The organism is Robbsia sp. KACC 23696 (genome assembly GCF_039852015.1).
GTDB lineage: Bacteria > Pseudomonadota > Gammaproteobacteria > Burkholderiales > Burkholderiaceae > Robbsia.
Window position 1 is genome coordinate 2,272,424 of the sequence record NZ_CP156626.1, and the last position, 16,087, is coordinate 2,288,510.

10 protein-coding genes and 2 pseudogenes are annotated in these 16,087 nt (G+C 62.6%); 2 read left to right on the plus strand and 10 right to left on the minus strand.

The annotated features are described in order from the left end of the window. The 9 genes and pseudogenes from ABEG21_RS09520 to ABEG21_RS09560 form a co-directional block, all read right to left on the minus strand. Complete coding sequence (locus tag ABEG21_RS09520; protein ID WP_347554407.1) at positions 1-2,292, minus strand: TonB-dependent siderophore receptor; 2,292 nt, start codon at positions 2,290-2,292, stop codon at positions 1-3. Further along, positions 2,289-3,290 (minus strand): tetratricopeptide repeat protein, encoded by a 1,002-nt coding sequence (locus tag ABEG21_RS09525; protein ID WP_347554409.1) that lies wholly within the window; start codon positions 3,288-3,290, stop codon positions 2,289-2,291. The genes ABEG21_RS09520 and ABEG21_RS09525 overlap by 4 nt, the downstream gene beginning before the upstream one ends. Positions 3,291-3,673: 383 nt before the next feature. Beyond that, complete coding sequence (locus ABEG21_RS09530; protein ID WP_347554411.1) at positions 3,674-4,240, minus strand: transcriptional repressor; 567 nt, start codon at positions 4,238-4,240, stop codon at positions 3,674-3,676. Between the two features lie 126 nt (positions 4,241-4,366). Further along, positions 4,367-5,803, minus strand: a complete 1,437-nt coding sequence (locus tag ABEG21_RS09535; RefSeq protein ID WP_347556706.1) for an efflux transporter outer membrane subunit — start codon at positions 5,801-5,803, stop codon at positions 4,367-4,369. 31 nt (positions 5,804-5,834) lie between these two features. Next, positions 5,835-8,927 (minus strand): efflux RND transporter permease subunit, encoded by a 3,093-nt coding sequence (locus ABEG21_RS09540; RefSeq protein ID WP_347554412.1) that lies wholly within the window; start codon positions 8,925-8,927, stop codon positions 5,835-5,837. 12 nt (positions 8,928-8,939) lie between these two features. After that, positions 8,940-10,076 carry an efflux RND transporter periplasmic adaptor subunit gene (locus tag ABEG21_RS09545; protein ID WP_347554414.1) on the minus strand — a complete coding sequence of 379 codons (1,137 nt, stop codon included), beginning with the start codon at positions 10,074-10,076 and terminating at the stop codon, positions 8,940-8,942. 344 nt (positions 10,077-10,420) lie between these two features. Then, positions 10,421-11,179: pseudogene (locus tag ABEG21_RS09550) on the minus strand (DUF3363 domain-containing protein); the annotation flags it as partial. A gap of 1 nt (position 11,180) precedes the next feature. After that, positions 11,181-13,227 (minus strand): annotated as a pseudogene (locus ABEG21_RS09555) (ParB/RepB/Spo0J family partition protein). A 79-nt stretch (positions 13,228-13,306) separates the two neighbouring features. Then, positions 13,307-14,131 (minus strand): DUF932 domain-containing protein, encoded by an 825-nt coding sequence (locus ABEG21_RS09560; RefSeq protein WP_347554415.1) that lies wholly within the window; start codon positions 14,129-14,131, stop codon positions 13,307-13,309. Positions 14,132-14,718: 587 nt separating this feature from the next. On the opposite strand from ABEG21_RS09560, the gene ABEG21_RS09565 reads away from it, so the two are divergent. Both ABEG21_RS09565 and ABEG21_RS09570 read left to right on the plus strand, forming a co-directional pair. Further along, positions 14,719-15,123 (plus strand): hypothetical protein, encoded by a 405-nt coding sequence (locus tag ABEG21_RS09565; protein WP_347554416.1) that lies wholly within the window; start codon positions 14,719-14,721, stop codon positions 15,121-15,123. Further along, complete coding sequence (locus ABEG21_RS09570; protein WP_347554417.1) at positions 15,048-15,527, plus strand: hypothetical protein; 480 nt, start codon at positions 15,048-15,050, stop codon at positions 15,525-15,527. The genes ABEG21_RS09565 and ABEG21_RS09570 overlap by 76 nt, the downstream gene beginning before the upstream one ends. Before the next feature lie 63 nt (positions 15,528-15,590). Here the strand turns inward: ABEG21_RS09570 and ABEG21_RS09575 are convergent, their stop codons facing one another. Continuing rightward, positions 15,591-15,938 carry a DUF2958 domain-containing protein gene (locus ABEG21_RS09575; protein ID WP_347554418.1) on the minus strand — a complete coding sequence of 116 codons (348 nt, stop codon included), beginning with the start codon at positions 15,936-15,938 and terminating at the stop codon, positions 15,591-15,593. Positions 15,939-16,087 lie beyond the last annotated feature (149 nt).

A 16,087-nucleotide genomic window follows, 5' to 3' on the forward strand; every position in this document is an offset into this window, starting at 1 on the left:
TCAGAACATCAAGCCAGCAGTAAGCGAGATCGTGCGTCCCGCGATCGGGGTCGCGTAGCCATTGGCGAACGCAGCGCTATAAGCCAGCTTGTTGGTCAGGTTCGTCACGTTGAGCGCGACGTGATAACGGTCAACGTCGTAGGACAGCATTGCGTCGGCCGTGACAGCAGCTGGAATGCGCAACGTCATCGCATCGTTGAGGTAATACGCGGATCGATAATTGATGCCGCCGCCGATCAAGAAATGGCCAGGCAGCCCTAACAGCCTTGTCACGTCATAGGTCGTCCAGAGCGAGGCATTCTGCCTGGAAACATACGGCACCCAGTTGCCAACAGCAGGCAGAGGGTTAAAAGCGCTAATTGCCGAGTAAGTGACTTTGCTGTCCTGGTAGGAGTAGGCAGCCTGCAGGTCCCAGTGCGCAGTGATTTTCCCGGTCAGACCCAGTTCGACGCCCTGCACCCGAGCCTTGTCGTCCGTCATGGTTTGGATGCCCGAAGTCGGATCGGTGTAGGACGTATTGCCCTTGTTGACCCGGAAAAGCGCGGCGGTTGCGCCAAGGCGATCATCCAGAAAGCTCCACTTGCCGCCAATTTCGTAGGTCGTGGCAGTTTCGGGCTTCATGCTGGACAGGTTTGCACCTCCCGCGAGCGACAAAGAGGAACCAAGGGTTGTGATGTTGGAGCCTGGCGGCGTAAATGAACGCGCATAACTGATGTAATAAGTTTGATGAGATGTAGGCTCCCAGATCACCGAAGCCTTGGGGCTGGCGAAGTTCGTGGTGCTTGCGATCGGCGCACCCGCGTTGGCCCCATCAACTTCGTAATGATCCCAACGCACACCGCCCAGAACGGACAGCTCCGGCGTCAGCCACACGCGGTCACTGACAAAGGGTCCGACATCCCAGCTATGCGCCGTGATGCCGTTGGCAGCCAAATTGAGGGAGAAGCCTGGCGGGTTCTGGTAGATCGGATTCAGCAAGGTGCCGGTGGCGCCCGATCCGGTCGGCAAATAGAAGTTCGCTTTCTGGTGCTGGTAATACACATCGACGCCCGCGATCAATTCGTGGCGGAAGCCTGCCGTGTCAAAGCGCATGACGGCGGTGGTGACATTCTCTGCGCCATAGCTGGTCAGCTTGTCGCCGCCAACCGGCCAGCGGGTGTAGTCGGTGTTGAAATTCCCCGCCGCCACATCGCTGGCGCAGGTACTTGGGGCAACGCCGTAACCAGCCGCCAGGTAAGCAGGAAAATCCATGCAGAAGGCCGGTGTGAACTTGAGATCGCGCGTGTAGTAGCCAACGCGCGTATCGTTGGTGAGAGTCAACCAGTCGCCGAACTCGCCTTTGTATAGGGCCGAAATAACATCGGCGTTCATCCTGTCGTGATCGCTTTCACGGCCGTAATAGGTGGAGCGCGGCACGCTATATTCGGTGAGAGGCTCGCCAACGGACGAACCGATGCTGCCCATTGGTACGCCAAAGTCAGGGCGGGCGTTGCTCGTCTGGTGGAAATAATTCAGAGTGAGCTGCTGGCTGGTGTCAAGACCGAAGCCAATCGATCCGAGAAATCCGACCCGGTTGGAGTAAACGTGATCGCGGTCAACGATGTCCTGCCTCTGCCCCATCACTACCGCTCGAACCGCGGTCGTGCCGTTGATCTGGTGATTGACGTCGAGTACGCCTCGCTCATAAGGCCCTTGGCCTGCGGTCACATCCAGCGAATTGGCATCGCCAAGATGGGCTTTCTTGCTTTGCAGTTCGATTGCACCGCCCGTGGTGCCGTTGCCGAAGCTCGTTGACGATGGTCCCTTGAGCACCATGACATTCTCGGTGGCGAAGCTGTCGCGCACATAGGAGCCGAAATCGCGCAAGCCATCGACGTAGATGTCGCCCGAGGCATCGAAGCCGCGGATACGGAACTGGTCACCATTGATGCCGCCGCCCCCCTCGCCGGTGGAAACGGTGACGCCAGGCACATACTTGAGGACCTGATCGACCGTCGTCGCGTGCTGCTGTTCGATCATCACCTGCGGGATGACGGTGATCGTCTGCGGGGTGCTCTGTAGCGAGTCGGGAAGACGGCCAAGGCCAGTGCTAGAATCCAAGGCGTTGGTCGATGGCACTGCCGTGCCTTCAACCTTGACGGCCGGAAGCAGGATCGTCGCATCATCCGGCTTTGACGCAGGTGCTGCCTCTTGGGCACGGGCCTGGTCGGGCGCGACAAAAATCGCGCTGCTGGCAAGGCTTGCCACTGCGCCAACACCGGACAATACCGGCCGCAAGGTTTCGACTCTCATCTGTGTTTTCCTGTAGATAATGGGGCAGGCCCGGAGAAACCGGAAAAGCGGCGCACAACCGTGAGTGCCTGGCCTGCAAGGCGGCGTATTGCGTCGAACCTGCTTTTCGACCGAATGCGCATGGCGGCCTGCGCATGCCCTTGGGTTGCCGCTGCCTTGAAAAGCGCCGCGGCTTTGCCGCGGTCGGAGGTGCCGGCGATGCCTTCGTCAAGGGCCAGACCATAGGCGTAGAGATCGTCGGGGGCCTTGCCTTCCGCGCATCGCGCCAGGGCGTCAAGGCCACGCTGTCGCAGTGCCAGCTCCGGTCGCGCCAGCAACAGCGGCGCGATTCGGCGACGAAAACCGTTGTCACTGGCGGCGACGGCGCTGCGCAAGCACTGGTCGGCCGCTGCGTGGTCTCCTTGGCGAAACAGGATCGTGGCGAGGTTGTATTGCGCCCAGTGATCGCCGAGGTTCGCGGCCTTCAAGTACCAGGAGGCCGCGCTAGCCGGATTCGGTGTGCCTGCCCAGCCCTCCTCGAGAAAGCGGGCAAGCGAGTTCATTGCCTTGAGGTGCGGCTTGGTCGTACCGCTTTCGGCAGCCGCCTTGAACAGCGCGAAGCAGCGTGGCCGGTCCGCAGGATTGCCGGCACGCATCAGCATCTGCGCGAGATTTACCTGCCCCCATATATGGCCTGCCTGCGCGGCGATCTCGAAGTTCTCGGTCGCCCGCGTCCAATCTTGCGCGACGCCCCAACCTTGCTCGTAGCAGCGCCCGACCATGTTGCGTGCTTCAAGGTCGCCTGCGATGGCGGCTTTCTCGAACCAGCCGAATGCAGCGCTAGGATCACGGGCCACGCTACGGCCATCCAGGAGTAGCTGCCCCCAAACGACTTGTGCTCCTGGGAACCCGGCTTTCGCCGCCGTCGAAATCCAGCGGACGGCATCGCCAGGATTGCGTACCAGCAGATGACGAAGTTGTTCTTCCGTAACTCGTTGAGCGCGGATCTGCACGATCATCGGAGTCTGCGTTTGGGCTGACTCGTCGCGCACAGACAGGAAAGATCGAAGACCCAAGCTCGGCAAGAAAGCGGCATGTTGATCAAGCGCCGGGGCCGACCCACGATTCCGTGCTTGGTTCACTGTCCGAACTCCCAAACATAAATGACATTAATTCTCATTCACAATTTTGGAGCGCCTGTCACAATGACGCATTAGCCAATCCGGCCAAGTTATTATTCGATTCGGCCATTGGCAGGCGAGGACGCAGTAAGGCAGTGCTAATGAAACGCCCTATGGGGCATGCCGGGCGGCACGCTGCGCATCGGTAAAGGAGCAAGTTGCAGGTATGGCCGGTGGTCACCGTCCACCGCGGCACTTGCGGATGCGGAAATCAACGCCCGCTATCGGCCGCCTCTGCGAAGTTGCCGACAGTCCGCACACATCACGGTGACAGTAAAAGCCGGCTCGATGCCGAGATCGAAGTCCTCCTTGGCGGCGAGTGCCCGCAGGTCTTCTCGCAATGTCTGATCTTCGATAAAAACCAGCCGGGCACCACAGTGGCAGCGCAGTGTGTCGTAGTGGGCACGTTGCCCATCAGGCTTGATGGCGTAAAACCCGCGGCCATGTGCCCCTTCGGTGCGAATCAGCAGTCCCGCCGTCCACAAATCGTTCAATGTGCGGTAGACCGTGGCCGATGTAAGGCTCTCGAATTGCGAGTTGAGAATACGATACACCTGGCTCGCATCGAGACAACGAGGCACCGCCTTCTCTAGAGCTTCCAAGACACTGGTGCGTGCAAGCGTGGGGCGCAAGTCGCACGCCAGCAATCGTCGTTCATGAGACGACTTCGCGTCGATGGATGCGAGATTGGGGGCGGTGCGTTTCACGCGTTTGGATAACAGATTCCTCTTGCCGCCAAATGATGTAATCAAGTCAATGATCCGAGGGGGTTCGTCGTGCGGGGCCATATCCGTTTCCTTCGCTATGCCGACTTCCTCAGGATGCTCATCGCGACGTGGAGCGGCTTGGCTAGTAGTGGGCATCGCAGGCATTACACGATGGCGAGACCGCCATTGCGCCGATGCCCAAAAGTGTTACTGCGTACTGGCCTGTTCCCATCCGCCGCCCAGCGCCTTGAACACACTGATCCGTGCGGAACCTACTCGCTGGTCAGCCGCAGCCACCTGCGACTTTGCATCGATCAAGCTGGTCTGCGCCACGATCACATCGAGGTAGCTAATGGAACCGACGCGGTAACGCTGGTCAGCCAGCCGGAAGGCGTTTTCTGCACGGTCGCGCGCCTCGACCAGCGCATCGCGCTGCTGCATCGCCGCGTCATAGGCGCTTAACGATTGCTCCGACTCTTTCAGTGCGTTCAGCACGGCACCGTCGAAGCTGGCCAGCGATGCTGCGCTTTGTGCCCTCGCCTGCGCAATGCGACTGCGAGCGACCATCATGTTGGGGAACGTCCAGGAGATGAGTGGCCCAAAAGAGAAGGACAAGGTGCGATTGCCTTTCAGATAGTCATTGCGCAGGTAGTTGCCCGAGGTGCCTAGCGTAACGCGCGGATACAAGTCAGCTACGGCCACGCCGATACGGGCGGTGTCGGCCGCCAGTTGGCGTTCGGCCTGACGTACGTCAGGGCGACGGCGCAGCAGCGCAGTGCCATCGCCGACCGGCAACGCACCGGCAATCTCGGGAGCCTTGGTGCAGGCACGCGCCGGCTCCGGCACTTGCGAGGGCGTGCGCCCCATCAACGCGGCTAGCTCGAAGAGTGCGGCTTCGCGCTGGCCTTGCAATGGCGGCAAGGCGGCTTGGGCCTGCGCCAGCGTGACGCCAGCCCGTTCCACATCCAGATGCGACGCCGAGCCCGCGTGCTCCTCGCTGCTGACAATATCCATGCTGCGCCGGGCAAGCTCGATGGACGAGTTCGCGACGTCGATCGATTCGCCATAGCTACAAGCGTCCACATAGGCTCGCGTCGTTTCCGCAACAACGACCACCTTGGCAGCATCGTAGGCAGCGGCGACTGCCTCGGTGTCGGCGCGTGAGGCCTCAATGTCACGCCTTACCCGGCCGAACAGATCGACCTCGTAGGAAACATCAAGCCCGCCTGTGTAGCTCCATGTCTTGGGGGCTTGGCCGGCGCCCGTCCATGTGGTCTGGTCGCGTCCGTAGTTCGCGCCCGCCGATATGTTGGTCGACGGGAAAAGCCCGCCGCGCGCTTCCTTGTAGATGGCCCGCGCGCGATCAAGATTAGCCAGTGCCACGCGTAGGTTGGTATTGGCTGACAAGGCCTCCCGCACCAGGTTGTCGAGTGCGGGATCGTCGTACAGCTTCCACCAATCGGCTGGCAATGTTGCGGCAGTGTTCGTATTGGTTGGTTGGCTGACAAAGGGGCCAGCTGCGTTTTCCGGCAAAGCTGGGGTGTGGTAGTCAGGGCCACTCGCGCAACCGGCGACGAGAGCAGCGACGGCAATCGCCAGGAAGGTAGTACGCCAAGCGCGAAGCGCTGGCCGGAGCGGAGCAATAGTCCTAGCGTCAACGTAGATAGATAACAACTTAGAGTTCGACACTGGGAGCCTCCGCAGTAGCAAGTTCACGGGCGCGAGGGCTTTCCGCTGCCGCACGGTGATCTTTGGCGATGAAGCTGTATATGGTGGGCAGAACGAACAGCGTGAAGAACGTGCCGATCAGCATGCCCATCACCACGACGATGCCGATAGAGAAGCGACTGGCCGAACCCGCGCCGTTGGCGAACAGCAACGGCACCAGACCCGCGACCATCGCAGCTGTGGTCATCAACACGGGACGCATACGCACCGCCGCAGCCTTCTCGATGGCCTCGATGCGGCTCACGTTTTCGTGGTGCTGGATATGGTTGGCAAACGTGACCATCAGGATGCCGTGCTTGGAGATCAAGCCGATCAACGTGACCAGCCCGATCTGCGTGTAGATGTTGAGCGTCGCAAAACCCAGCCATAACGGCACCAACGCGCCGCAGACTGCCAAAGGCACCGTCACCAGGATCACCAGCGGATCGCGCAGGCTCTCGAATTGCGCCGCCAGCACCAGGAAGATGACAACCAGCGCGAAGCAGAACGACACCAACAATCTGTTGCCTTCCTGCACGAACTGGCGGCTATCGCTGAGCCAGTCCACGCTGGTGCCGCGCGGCAGCGGCTGCGATTGCAGAAACTTCACCGCTTCGCCCATGCTCACGCCTGGGGCCGGCAGCATTTCCAGCGTGGTCGAGTTCATCTGGCCGAACTGGGTGAGCTGGTTCGCCTGCGGGCGTATCTCGACGTGAGCCACGGTCGATAGTGGCACCAGCGCACCGGAGGTCGCCTTGACATAAAAGCGTCCGAGGTCGTCCGGCGTCATGCGCTCGCCGCCCCGCACCTGTGGGATCACGTCGTAGGAGCGGTCGTGGAAGTTGAAGCGATTGACGTAGTTCTCGCCGACCAGCACGGCCAAGGTATCGGCGACGGACTGCATGGTCACGCCCATTTCGCGGGCTTTCGCATTTTCGACGGTGATGTGCGCCTGCGGACTGTCGTAGGACAGGTCGTTCTGCACATACAGGAAAAGCCCGCTGGCATACGCTGCCATCTTGATCTTCTCGCCGGTCTCGTACAGGGTTTTGAAGTCGTCGGGCGAGCGCAGCACCATCTGCACCGGCAGGCCTCCGCTGGATCCTGGTAGCGGGGGCAACTGCACCGCGGTCAAGGTCTCGCCATTGATGGCGCTGCCTGCCGCCTGGATCTGGCCCTGGATTTCGGCAGCCGACCGCTTGCGTTGCGACCAGTCCTTGAGGATCGCACCACCGAGCATCATGTTCTGGCCACCGGCGGCGTCTCCGATATTCATGAAGCTGCTGTCGAACTCCGGAATCTGCTCGAAAAGCTTTTCGATCTGCTTAGCATAGCGAGCGCTGTAGCCCACGCCAGCATATTGCGGTGCCTTGGTGACGACGATGACGACGCCCTGATCCTCCGTCGGCGCCAGTTCGCGGCGGGTGCCGGTGAACAACACCACGATCGCGACCAGCACAACCGCGCCGACCAGTAGAACAGCGCCGCGCGCAGCCAGGGTATGCGCAAGCAGGCGTCCATAGAATGCCGTCAGCCCTTCCATGGAATGTTCGATCCGCTTCGCTAGCCGCCCCTCGCCTTGCTTGGAGCTGAGCAACATCGAACTCATCACCGGTGAAAGCGTCAGCGCGACGATTCCCGAGACGATCACCGAGCCGGCCAGGGTGAAGGCGAACTCCTTGAACAGCGCGCCGGTGAGGCCACCCATCATGCCGATGGGCGCATAGACTGCCGCCAATGTAATCGTCATGGCGATTACCGGCCCGACGATTTCACGAGCGCCGAGCAATGCCGCGCGCACGGGCGTCAGTCCTTCCTCGATGTGTCGATGGATGTTTTCCACCACGACGATCGCATCGTCCACCACGAGGCCGATCGCCAGCACCATCGCCAACAGTGTCAGCAGATTGATCGAGAAGCCGCAGGCCAGCATCAGCGCCGCGGTGCCGACCAGCGACAACGGGATGGTGACCACTGGAATGATGACCGCGCGGAAGGTGCCGAGAAACAGGAAGATCACCGCGATCACGATCACGATCGCTTCGATCAGCGTATGTTTCACTTCCTTAATGGAAGCGTTGACGAAACGTGCCACGTCGTAGTTGGGAGCGACGGTGAGCCCCGGCGGTGCCATCGCGCGGATCTTTGGCAGCAATGCGTTGGCTTGCTTGACGATCTCCAAGGGATTGCCATCGGGCGTGGGCTGGAGAGCAACGAAGATTGCAGGCGCGCCCGTCGCGAACGATATGTTGTTGTAGTTCTGGCCACCGACTTCCACCGTCGCGACATCCGACAGCCGCACCACACCACCGCCAGGGCTGGACTTGACGACCATCTGGCGGAAGTCATCGGCACTGCGCAGGTCTGTGGCCGCGCTGATGTTGGTGACGGTCAGCGAACTTTTGAGCTGGCCAGGCGCTGCTTGCACGTTGTTAGCACGTAGCGCGGCCGAAATCTCGCCGGCCGACAGCCCATGGGCTGCCAACCGTAACGGGTCGATCCAGATGCGCATGGCCAGCGACTGGCCTCCATAGACGTCGGCCGAGGCAACCCCCGGAATGCTGGTGAACAGCGGCTGCGCCACCCGGGACACGAAATCCGTCACCTGCGGGATCGAAAGGGTCGTGCTGTAGAAGGCGATGTACTGCACCGCCGTGCCACCTTCGGTGGACTTGCTGATGACCGGATCGGTGACGCCCGCCGGCAGCTGGTACTTGACCTGCTGCACCTTGGCGAGGATTTCAGTCATCGCGCGATCAGCGTTGGCGTTGAGCACCAAGCGCGCCTTGATCTCGCTTTTACCCTGCGTGGTGGTTGAACTGAGGTATTCGATGCCGCTGGCGGTGGCGATGGACTGCGCTATCGGCGTGGTGACGAAACCCTGCATCACGTCCTGGGTCGCCCCTGGAAGCGAGGTGCTGACCGTGATAGTGGCGTTTTCCAAATAGGGATATTGCCGGACAGGTAGCAGGAACAGAGCGGTGGCGCCCATCAGCAGGATCAACAGGCTGACCACCAGCGCCAGGATGGGCCGGCGGATGAAGATGTCGGTGAAGTGCATGGTGTCGTCCCCTTACCGCACGCTGGCGACGGTCTGCGCCGTAGAAGTCGCTGCTGCCGAAGGAGGCGTGGTGCTGATCTTGACGGTCGCCCCAGGCGGCAGCCGGTTCTGGCCCGCGGTCACTACGATGTCGCCGGATTTGACGCCTTGCGTGACCACGACGTCTTCCCCGATCCGTCGACCGGTAACGACAGGCACTGCAACCGCCTTGCCGATTCCCTGTGCATCGGCACCTTGCACGACCACCACGCTGTCGCCGGAAGCCGAGGTCTGAATCGCAGTCAGCGGCAGCACGATGGCATCGGCTGTCGCAGGCAACATCAACCGTGCCGTTGCGTACATCCCTGACTTCAGCGACCGCCCGGCATTGGGGAGCAGAGCTTGAACGGCAACGTTGCGAGTTTCGCCGTCGATGCGCGGCTCGATGGTGCTGACCTTGGCGTCGAATACCTTGCCCGGCGCCGCATCCACGGTAACGTGTACCGGCGCGCCCGGCGTCAGCTCGGGCAAATCCTGCTGCGGCAGCGTGAAGTTGACATAGAGCGGGTCGAGCTGGGTCAACGTGGAGATCGCGTCACCGGCGTTGAGGTACTGGCCGGGATTGATACGGCGAATGCCGAGTTGACCGGTGAATGGTGCGCGGATGGCTTTCTGTTCGATGCGCGCGTCCAGTTGCCGAACCGCCGCGACGGCTTCGGCAGCTTCCGCCTTGCGTTGTTCGAGCGTTTCGCGCGGCTCGGCGCCGGTAGGCGCCAGTTCCAGCGAGCGCTTGAGTTGCAACTGCGCGAAATCGGCCTTTGCCGATGCGGCTGCGCGATCCGCCTGTTCGGGAGCATCGTAGAGCTGAACCAGTACCGTCCCTTCCTTCACGAACTGCCCCGGCTCGAAATGGATGGCGGTGACGCGACCGGCGGTGTCCGGGGCCAACAGCACTTCACGTACGGCTTGCAAGCTGCCGACGGCTTGCAGTTCGTCGGCAACGCTGCGGGTTACCGCGCGGAGCGTCGAAACCGGTATCGGCGGCATGGCCTGATGGTCTGCGCCACCGCTGCGGGTCGTACGCCACGCGTACAGCAGACCGAAGACCACGGCGAGACTTATCAGGCTGATAGCGATGGGTTTTGCACGGGAGGCAATGGCGGCACTCATGCGCGCACTTCCTGAATTGCTAGGTTCAAGGAGAAACGCGACCGGCTTTGCATGGCCGATCCAACGGGACGGAATGGGTGCATGGGAGATTCCTCGGGAAGAACAAAGTGCTCATTCGGCCGGCCAAGCACTCAGGATTGGGCATAGCAGGCCACGATGAGACGCAGCCTACCCGCGCGACCGAATTGACACATTGCGAAACCAGGTCAATTTATTTCGCAAGACGGCCACAAAACTAATAGAGTGTATTCTTGGCCGGATTGAATAATGGATTGGCCATACTTCTCTGTACTTGCGAGAGCAGGAATCGCTGGATGCCGGTTCACAAAGGCGGCGATTCACGCCTAAAGTTGAGGGCCGCGCTGTCGTCCGATTTCCCAAGACACGCCACCACCGCGTAATGTAGCGGCGAGCTGCTGGCCCAGCCGCTGTTCGATCACCGGCCTCCACGGCACCAGCGAGAAGTCCTTGCCATCGTCGAGCATCGCGTAGCGTCCGCTGGCGAGCATGACGCTGCGCCGGTAGATGCCGGCCACACGCTGCCCGTCGGCCACCGGCCGATGCTCCAGTCCGGTTTCGGCGGCTATGTCCTTCGCGGCCCGCGCTAGCTCGCGCCCGCGCAGCGTTGCCAGCAGGTTGCGCGCGAGGACGACGCGCTGCCCGCGCTGCTCAGCCAATCCCTGCTCGACCAGAAAGTCGGCACGATGGCGCAGCGTGTCCTTGACCTCGGCCCCAAAGCCCAGGTCGCCCAGCCCCTTGCCTCCACCGATCAACTGCTGATCGAGCCAGGTAGCGCCGATCACGCGCGCCTGCCGCTCGATCGGCAGGTGCGATTTCAACTCCACCGCCACGCCCTCGCCGAGCCGCTGCGCATCGTATTTGCGCCCTTGTTCGGCCAGGTCGCCGGGGATGCGCCAAACGCCTTCGGCCTCGCGCTTCACGATGCCTGCACGGCGCAGGGCTTCGAGCCGGCGCACATGGGCGGCCACCACCTCGCGCGGATCGCGGTCGGGCGTGGCCTGACCTTGGACGAGCGCCAAATGATGATCGGTGTGGTACACGCCATCAACGGCCAGCGCGACGATGTTGCGGTTGGCCGCGCGCTCACGCGGCCAGCGCGTGCGCTTCCTCCATCTCGGCGGCATCGTTCGGTGCATCCGCTTCGTCCTTCGCCTCGGGCGCACCTTCCAGCTCCGTGTGGTGGTCGATCTGGAACACGGCGGGCATCCAGCCGGTGCCATCCGCCAGCCGTTCCGCTTCGCTAGCAATGTCGCCTTTCTTCAACTTCGACAGGCGGGTAACGTGCTCCGGGGCGTACTGGTTCACGGCGTCCAGAATCGCAGGCTTGGCGATGTGGCGGAAATAACCCTCGGCGGTCGGCTTCCACCATGCGGCCATGTCCAGACCCACGGCTTGCGCCAGTTCCGCGCCGGGTTGCTGCTGCGTGGGGCGAGGCGTCACCACGTCCACTGTGGAAGCCACGCATACGGCCAGCAGGCGCACCAGTTCGTCTTGCGGCTTCGCCAGCAGCGCGGCGAACAGTTCGGCGCTGCCCTCCGGCAACGCTTCGCCCACGACTTCCTGCAAGGTGCGCAGCGCCACGGCGGCGGGCGATTCCGGCACGTCCGGGGCGATGCCTTCCAGCCGGTCTTGCACTTTCAGGCTCACGCCGAGCGGCAAGCCGTCGCCGTAGGCGTCGGCCTGCAACACGGTCTGCACCATGCCGCACCAGCGCGGCCAGCGCGACGTGCGGATGCCGTGCGACTTCGATTTGCAGCGCCGCCGTGCGGTGCGCGCTCAACCGCTGCGCCAGCCGGTCGGACAGGCTCGCGGGCTTGGGCGTTTCGCCTTCGTCGTGGCCTTCCTCGTCGTTCGCGCCGTCGCCTGCGCTGCAACCCTGCCGCAGCTTTTCGAGCGTCCGCAGCGCCTTCGCCTCGGCCTCGCGCAGCAGCCCGCGATGAATCACGGCCTCGCCTTCGCGGTCGAGCGTGACGATGGCACCGGCCACGGCGCGCACATCCGGGGCGTAGTCGCGCAAGCCTTCCTCGATGGCTTGCAGTTCCTCGGCCACCTGCTCGCGGCGCGGTTCCAGCGCCTCGGTCTTGCCCTCGTTCTCGGCGTCGTAGGCTGCTTCGAGTTCGGCGTCGAGCTTGTCGAGGTGGGTTTGCAGCGACGCGATGCGGCGGGCTTCGCGGCTGGTCGGCTCGCGACGCTGGTGCGGCGCGTTCTGGAACGTCTGGCGCTCGGCATGGCTCATGTGCGGTACGGCTTCCACCCACGCCCAGCCCTCGGCGCGCACGTCCTCGGCGTGCGCGTCCAGCTTGCCGCGTACCAGCGTTTCCAGCAGCACAGCGTCGGTGAGGTAGGTTCCGGCATCGCCTTCCGCGAACAGGTCGCGGCGGATACCCCCGCCTGCCTGCGTGTAGGCGTCCAGTCCGACGAAACGCACCAGCGGATGCGTGGCGGTGATTTCGCGCTCGGTCAGACGATCGCGCAGCGCGGATGCGCCGCGCTGCCATTCGGGCGCACCGTAGTACGCGGCTTCCTGTGCGGCGTGGTCGTCGGTGATGGTCAAGGCCATCAACTGTTCCAGCGTGGAGGCTCCGGCGCGGTAGTCGGCCAGCAGGCGCGGCGAGACGTTGGCGAGCTTGAGGCGGCGCTGGACCACCAGCGGAGACACGCCGAAGTCGGCGGCAATGTCCTCGATGGGTCGGCCTTCCTTGACCAGCGCGGCGAACGCCGCGAACTGGTCGGCGGGGTGCATGGCCTCGCGCTGCACGTTCTCGGCGAGGCTGACCGTACGGGCGGACGCATCGGCCACCAGCAGGCACGGCACCTCAACATCGGCGGCGATGCGCTTCTTCTTCGCCAGCAGCTTCAACGCGGTCAGGCGGCGGTCGCCTGCAACGACTTCGTACTGCTCGCCATCGGCGGACAGGATGACGATGAGGTTCTGCAGCAGGCCGACGCGCGCGATGCTCGCGGCCAGTTCGGGAATGGACTGGCGCGGGGTCGTGCGGACGTTACGCTTGGAGCGGCGCGGCAACAGTTGCGACAGCGGAACCAGAATCAGGTTCTTGGTCGGGTCGGCCACTTCCAGCGGCGCGGCGGTTTCGAGGGTGATCGTTTCGGTTTTGGTAACGGCGTTCATGGTGACAACTCCTTGCGGTTAGGGACGCAGCAGCGAGAGAAGCGGCAAGGGCTGCTGCCTGCCCCTGTCGCCTTGGGATTCAGGCTTTCAACTGGCGCAGGCCATCGGCCAGTAGCCACAGGGCGCGATTGAGACGGATACCGTTTTCGATGCCCTGCACCGGGCGCGTGGTCTGGCGGCGTCCGTTCGCGGCGCGAGCGGACAGGCCGCCTTTGATGAGGTTTTCCTGCGTGCGGTTGAACACGCTCCACAGGTCGCGGCAGCTGTCGTCGTGACGGCGTGGCATCAGGATTTGCGATTCCGTGATGGGCGCGGGCTTGTCCTCGTCGTACTTCAACGCGAGCGCAGCACGGGCGAACACTTCCGCCTCGCCGTTGTCGAGCGTGATGGACTGCATCGCATCGCGGGATTGCTGCGCCCGGTCGAAGCCGTGCAGGACTTCGTAAGCGCCTTCGATAACCTGCTCGGCTACATTGCCGTTGTGGGGTACGCGCACGTCCGCCACGGTGTCGCCGCAGACAAGGCCATTGCTGCACACGAACCGGAACATGCCGGCCAGCATCTGATAACTGCTGGTGCCGTCATGCGAGTTCAGCAGGATGATTTCGTTGGCTTCGCGGCCGTTGATCTGGCTGGCGTGGCGCAGCCGGATCATGTGCTTAGTGTAGTCGCGTCGGTCGTCCTGCCGCACGCGGGTCTGGCACACCATGAACAGCTCGAAGCCTTCGCCGCGCAATTCTTGCAGCACGGTCGCGGTGGGGATGTAGCTGTACCGCTCGGAACGGCTTTCGTGCGGGGCGTCCGCGAAAATGGACGGCGCGACGGCGCGGATTTGGTCATCCGACAGCGGATAGTCGGAACGCAGCCCCGGCGAACGGGACGCGAAACGGGAAGCGAGTTGCATGGCATTTCTCCTGACAAAGAATGGTTTGCTGTTCACCGCAACCGGATTCCTAGATTCGGAGCCCGCCTTTCGGCGGTTCTGTGCGGTCGGCACGAGGAACCCGGTTGGCCCTGTTGCCACCGTCTTTCCTGAGTTCATCGCCCGCGACGGTCAGGAGCGCGCGGACGGGGACCGTCAAGGAGGCAAGCGCAGGGTTGGTGCGGCCCGCAGGCGAAGCCGAGGACACGGCCCTGCGCGCCTTGACGGCACACGGGAGCGGGCTACAGTCGCGGACAAGGTGATGAAGTCAGGGAAGACGGCTGGACAAGGCAACGGCCATCCCTGTGTGCCGACCGCACGCAAGCGAAGCGCGCAGGCCCGGATCGAGAAATCCGGGCCGTAGGCGTCAGCGATGGAAGCCCGAAGGGGGCGAAACTCGCGCAGCGAGGTTCGATGCGAAGCACGAGAGCGCGACCGGCCGTTTCCTGGCCGGTGACGTCCCAATGCTTTAGGTACCCGAGACCCCGATCGGCGACAATGACTGGGGTACCGACAGGCCGGCCTTGGTCAAGTACGCTGTGAAGCGTCTACAACATCAGGGAAAGACCATGAGTTCACCGCAACCGACGACTCCGCAGGCAATCTGCGAAAACATCCTCATCGAAGGAAAACGCTACAACATCGAGCACGAGATTCTGCCCAGCGAAAACGCGGTGGCCGATCGACTACTTTCGCGCAGCCTTGAACTGAAAGACGCTTACGAAGAACTGCACGAGAAGCTGCATCAGCATCCTCCCGCGCTCAAGGTCTTCCTGGATTTGCTGTTGAGTACGGCAGCGTTTTGGAGTCCAGAAAAATCACGAAAGCACGATCCGAACGAGACGATCTCGCCAACGTCAATCGCCAGATTGCAAGCAAGGCCGAGGAACTGGCGGAATTGCTGGAGCGTCGCTCGGAATTGCACAACACATCAGGTTTCAGCAGCAGCACGCACTATCACGTCTGTGATGTGATCGAAGCGGCCTGCGAAAAGAACTACCTGTTCCAGTCCTACGTCAAGGAACGTCTTGACGCCCTTACCGGGCAATTTGACCTCAAATATTGGCCGTCGTTGGGCCAATTTCTCCAGGTGATTGCCTCCGATGCAGAACACGCCAGCATGGAAGCCACCAATCCCTTGACCGCGGCGGCCACCGCAGCCACGCGCCCTTCACGAGCCGACTTTTTCAGGGCGCTGTTTGCCGCCATCGAGGAAAACGGCGCAGACAATTACGGCCAGCTTCCCAAGGGCTTCAAATTGACGGACATCACGCTTGCCTCGTTGGCTAATTGCGTATTGGATTTCGGCCCGGATGATCTGGCCGACAGCGCATACGTGAAACGGCTCCGTCAGCGCGAACGCAGCGTAGGAAACTGACGCACACGGTCGGCCGTGGCTGTGAAACAGCGCGTCGCCCAATGGGAGACGCGCTTGTTCCGGCTACACGACGATCTGCCCGGCCCGCCGCGCGTCGCGCGCGTAGGCGCTTAGGCGTTTCTCCGCGCGGAAGTGCAAATCACGCTCGATCGGCAGGCCGAGGCGTCCACGCACTGTCGCCAACTCCTTGAAGCTGACCCAGCCGAGTTCGGGTTCCCCCAGGCCCAGGTCGCACAAGCCGAAAGCGTGGTCGTGATCGTCCGGGTCGATCTCGGTCAGCAGCCAGGTCGCGCCGGCATCCGGCGTGAACAGCTTGACCACAGGTGCCGGATCGAAGTCCGAGTTCTCCAAGGATTCGCGGCCGTTGGCCAGCAGCAGGAAGCGTTGTTCGTCAGTGATGAGTGCGCTCATGGTGATCTCCGGTTGCACGGGCGGAATTGCCCGGAACCGTCGCCAGCACGGCGCAGCGCAGCAGTCAGGGGGCGCAGCCGGCCACGGCCGCAAGCGTGCAGGCACGCGCAGCCCTTGACGGCGAGAACGCCGTGATACGGTGAAGGGAT

Excerpts from the sequence above, each read along its gene's own strand:
- ABEG21_RS09520 (WP_347554407.1), bottom strand. The coding sequence starts at position 2,292 with ATGAGAGTCGAAACCTTGCGGCCGGTATTGTCCGGTGTTGGCGCAGTG.
- ABEG21_RS09525 (WP_347554409.1), bottom strand. The coding sequence starts at position 3,290 with ATGATCGTGCAGATCCGCGCTCAACGAGTTACGGAAGAACAACTTCGT.
- ABEG21_RS09530 (WP_347554411.1), bottom strand. The coding sequence starts at position 4,240 with ATGGCCCCGCACGACGAACCCCCTCGGATCATTGACTTGATTACATCA.
- ABEG21_RS09540 (WP_347554412.1), bottom strand. The coding sequence starts at position 8,927 with ATGCACTTCACCGACATCTTCATCCGCCGGCCCATCCTGGCGCTGGTG.
- ABEG21_RS09545 (WP_347554414.1), bottom strand. The coding sequence starts at position 10,076 with ATGAGTGCCGCCATTGCCTCCCGTGCAAAACCCATCGCTATCAGCCTG.
- ABEG21_RS09560 (WP_347554415.1), bottom strand. The coding sequence starts at position 14,131 with ATGCAACTCGCTTCCCGTTTCGCGTCCCGTTCGCCGGGGCTGCGTTCC.
- ABEG21_RS09565 (WP_347554416.1), top strand. The coding sequence starts at position 14,719 with ATGAGTTCACCGCAACCGACGACTCCGCAGGCAATCTGCGAAAACATC.
- ABEG21_RS09575 (WP_347554418.1), bottom strand. The coding sequence starts at position 15,938 with ATGAGCGCACTCATCACTGACGAACAACGCTTCCTGCTGCTGGCCAAC.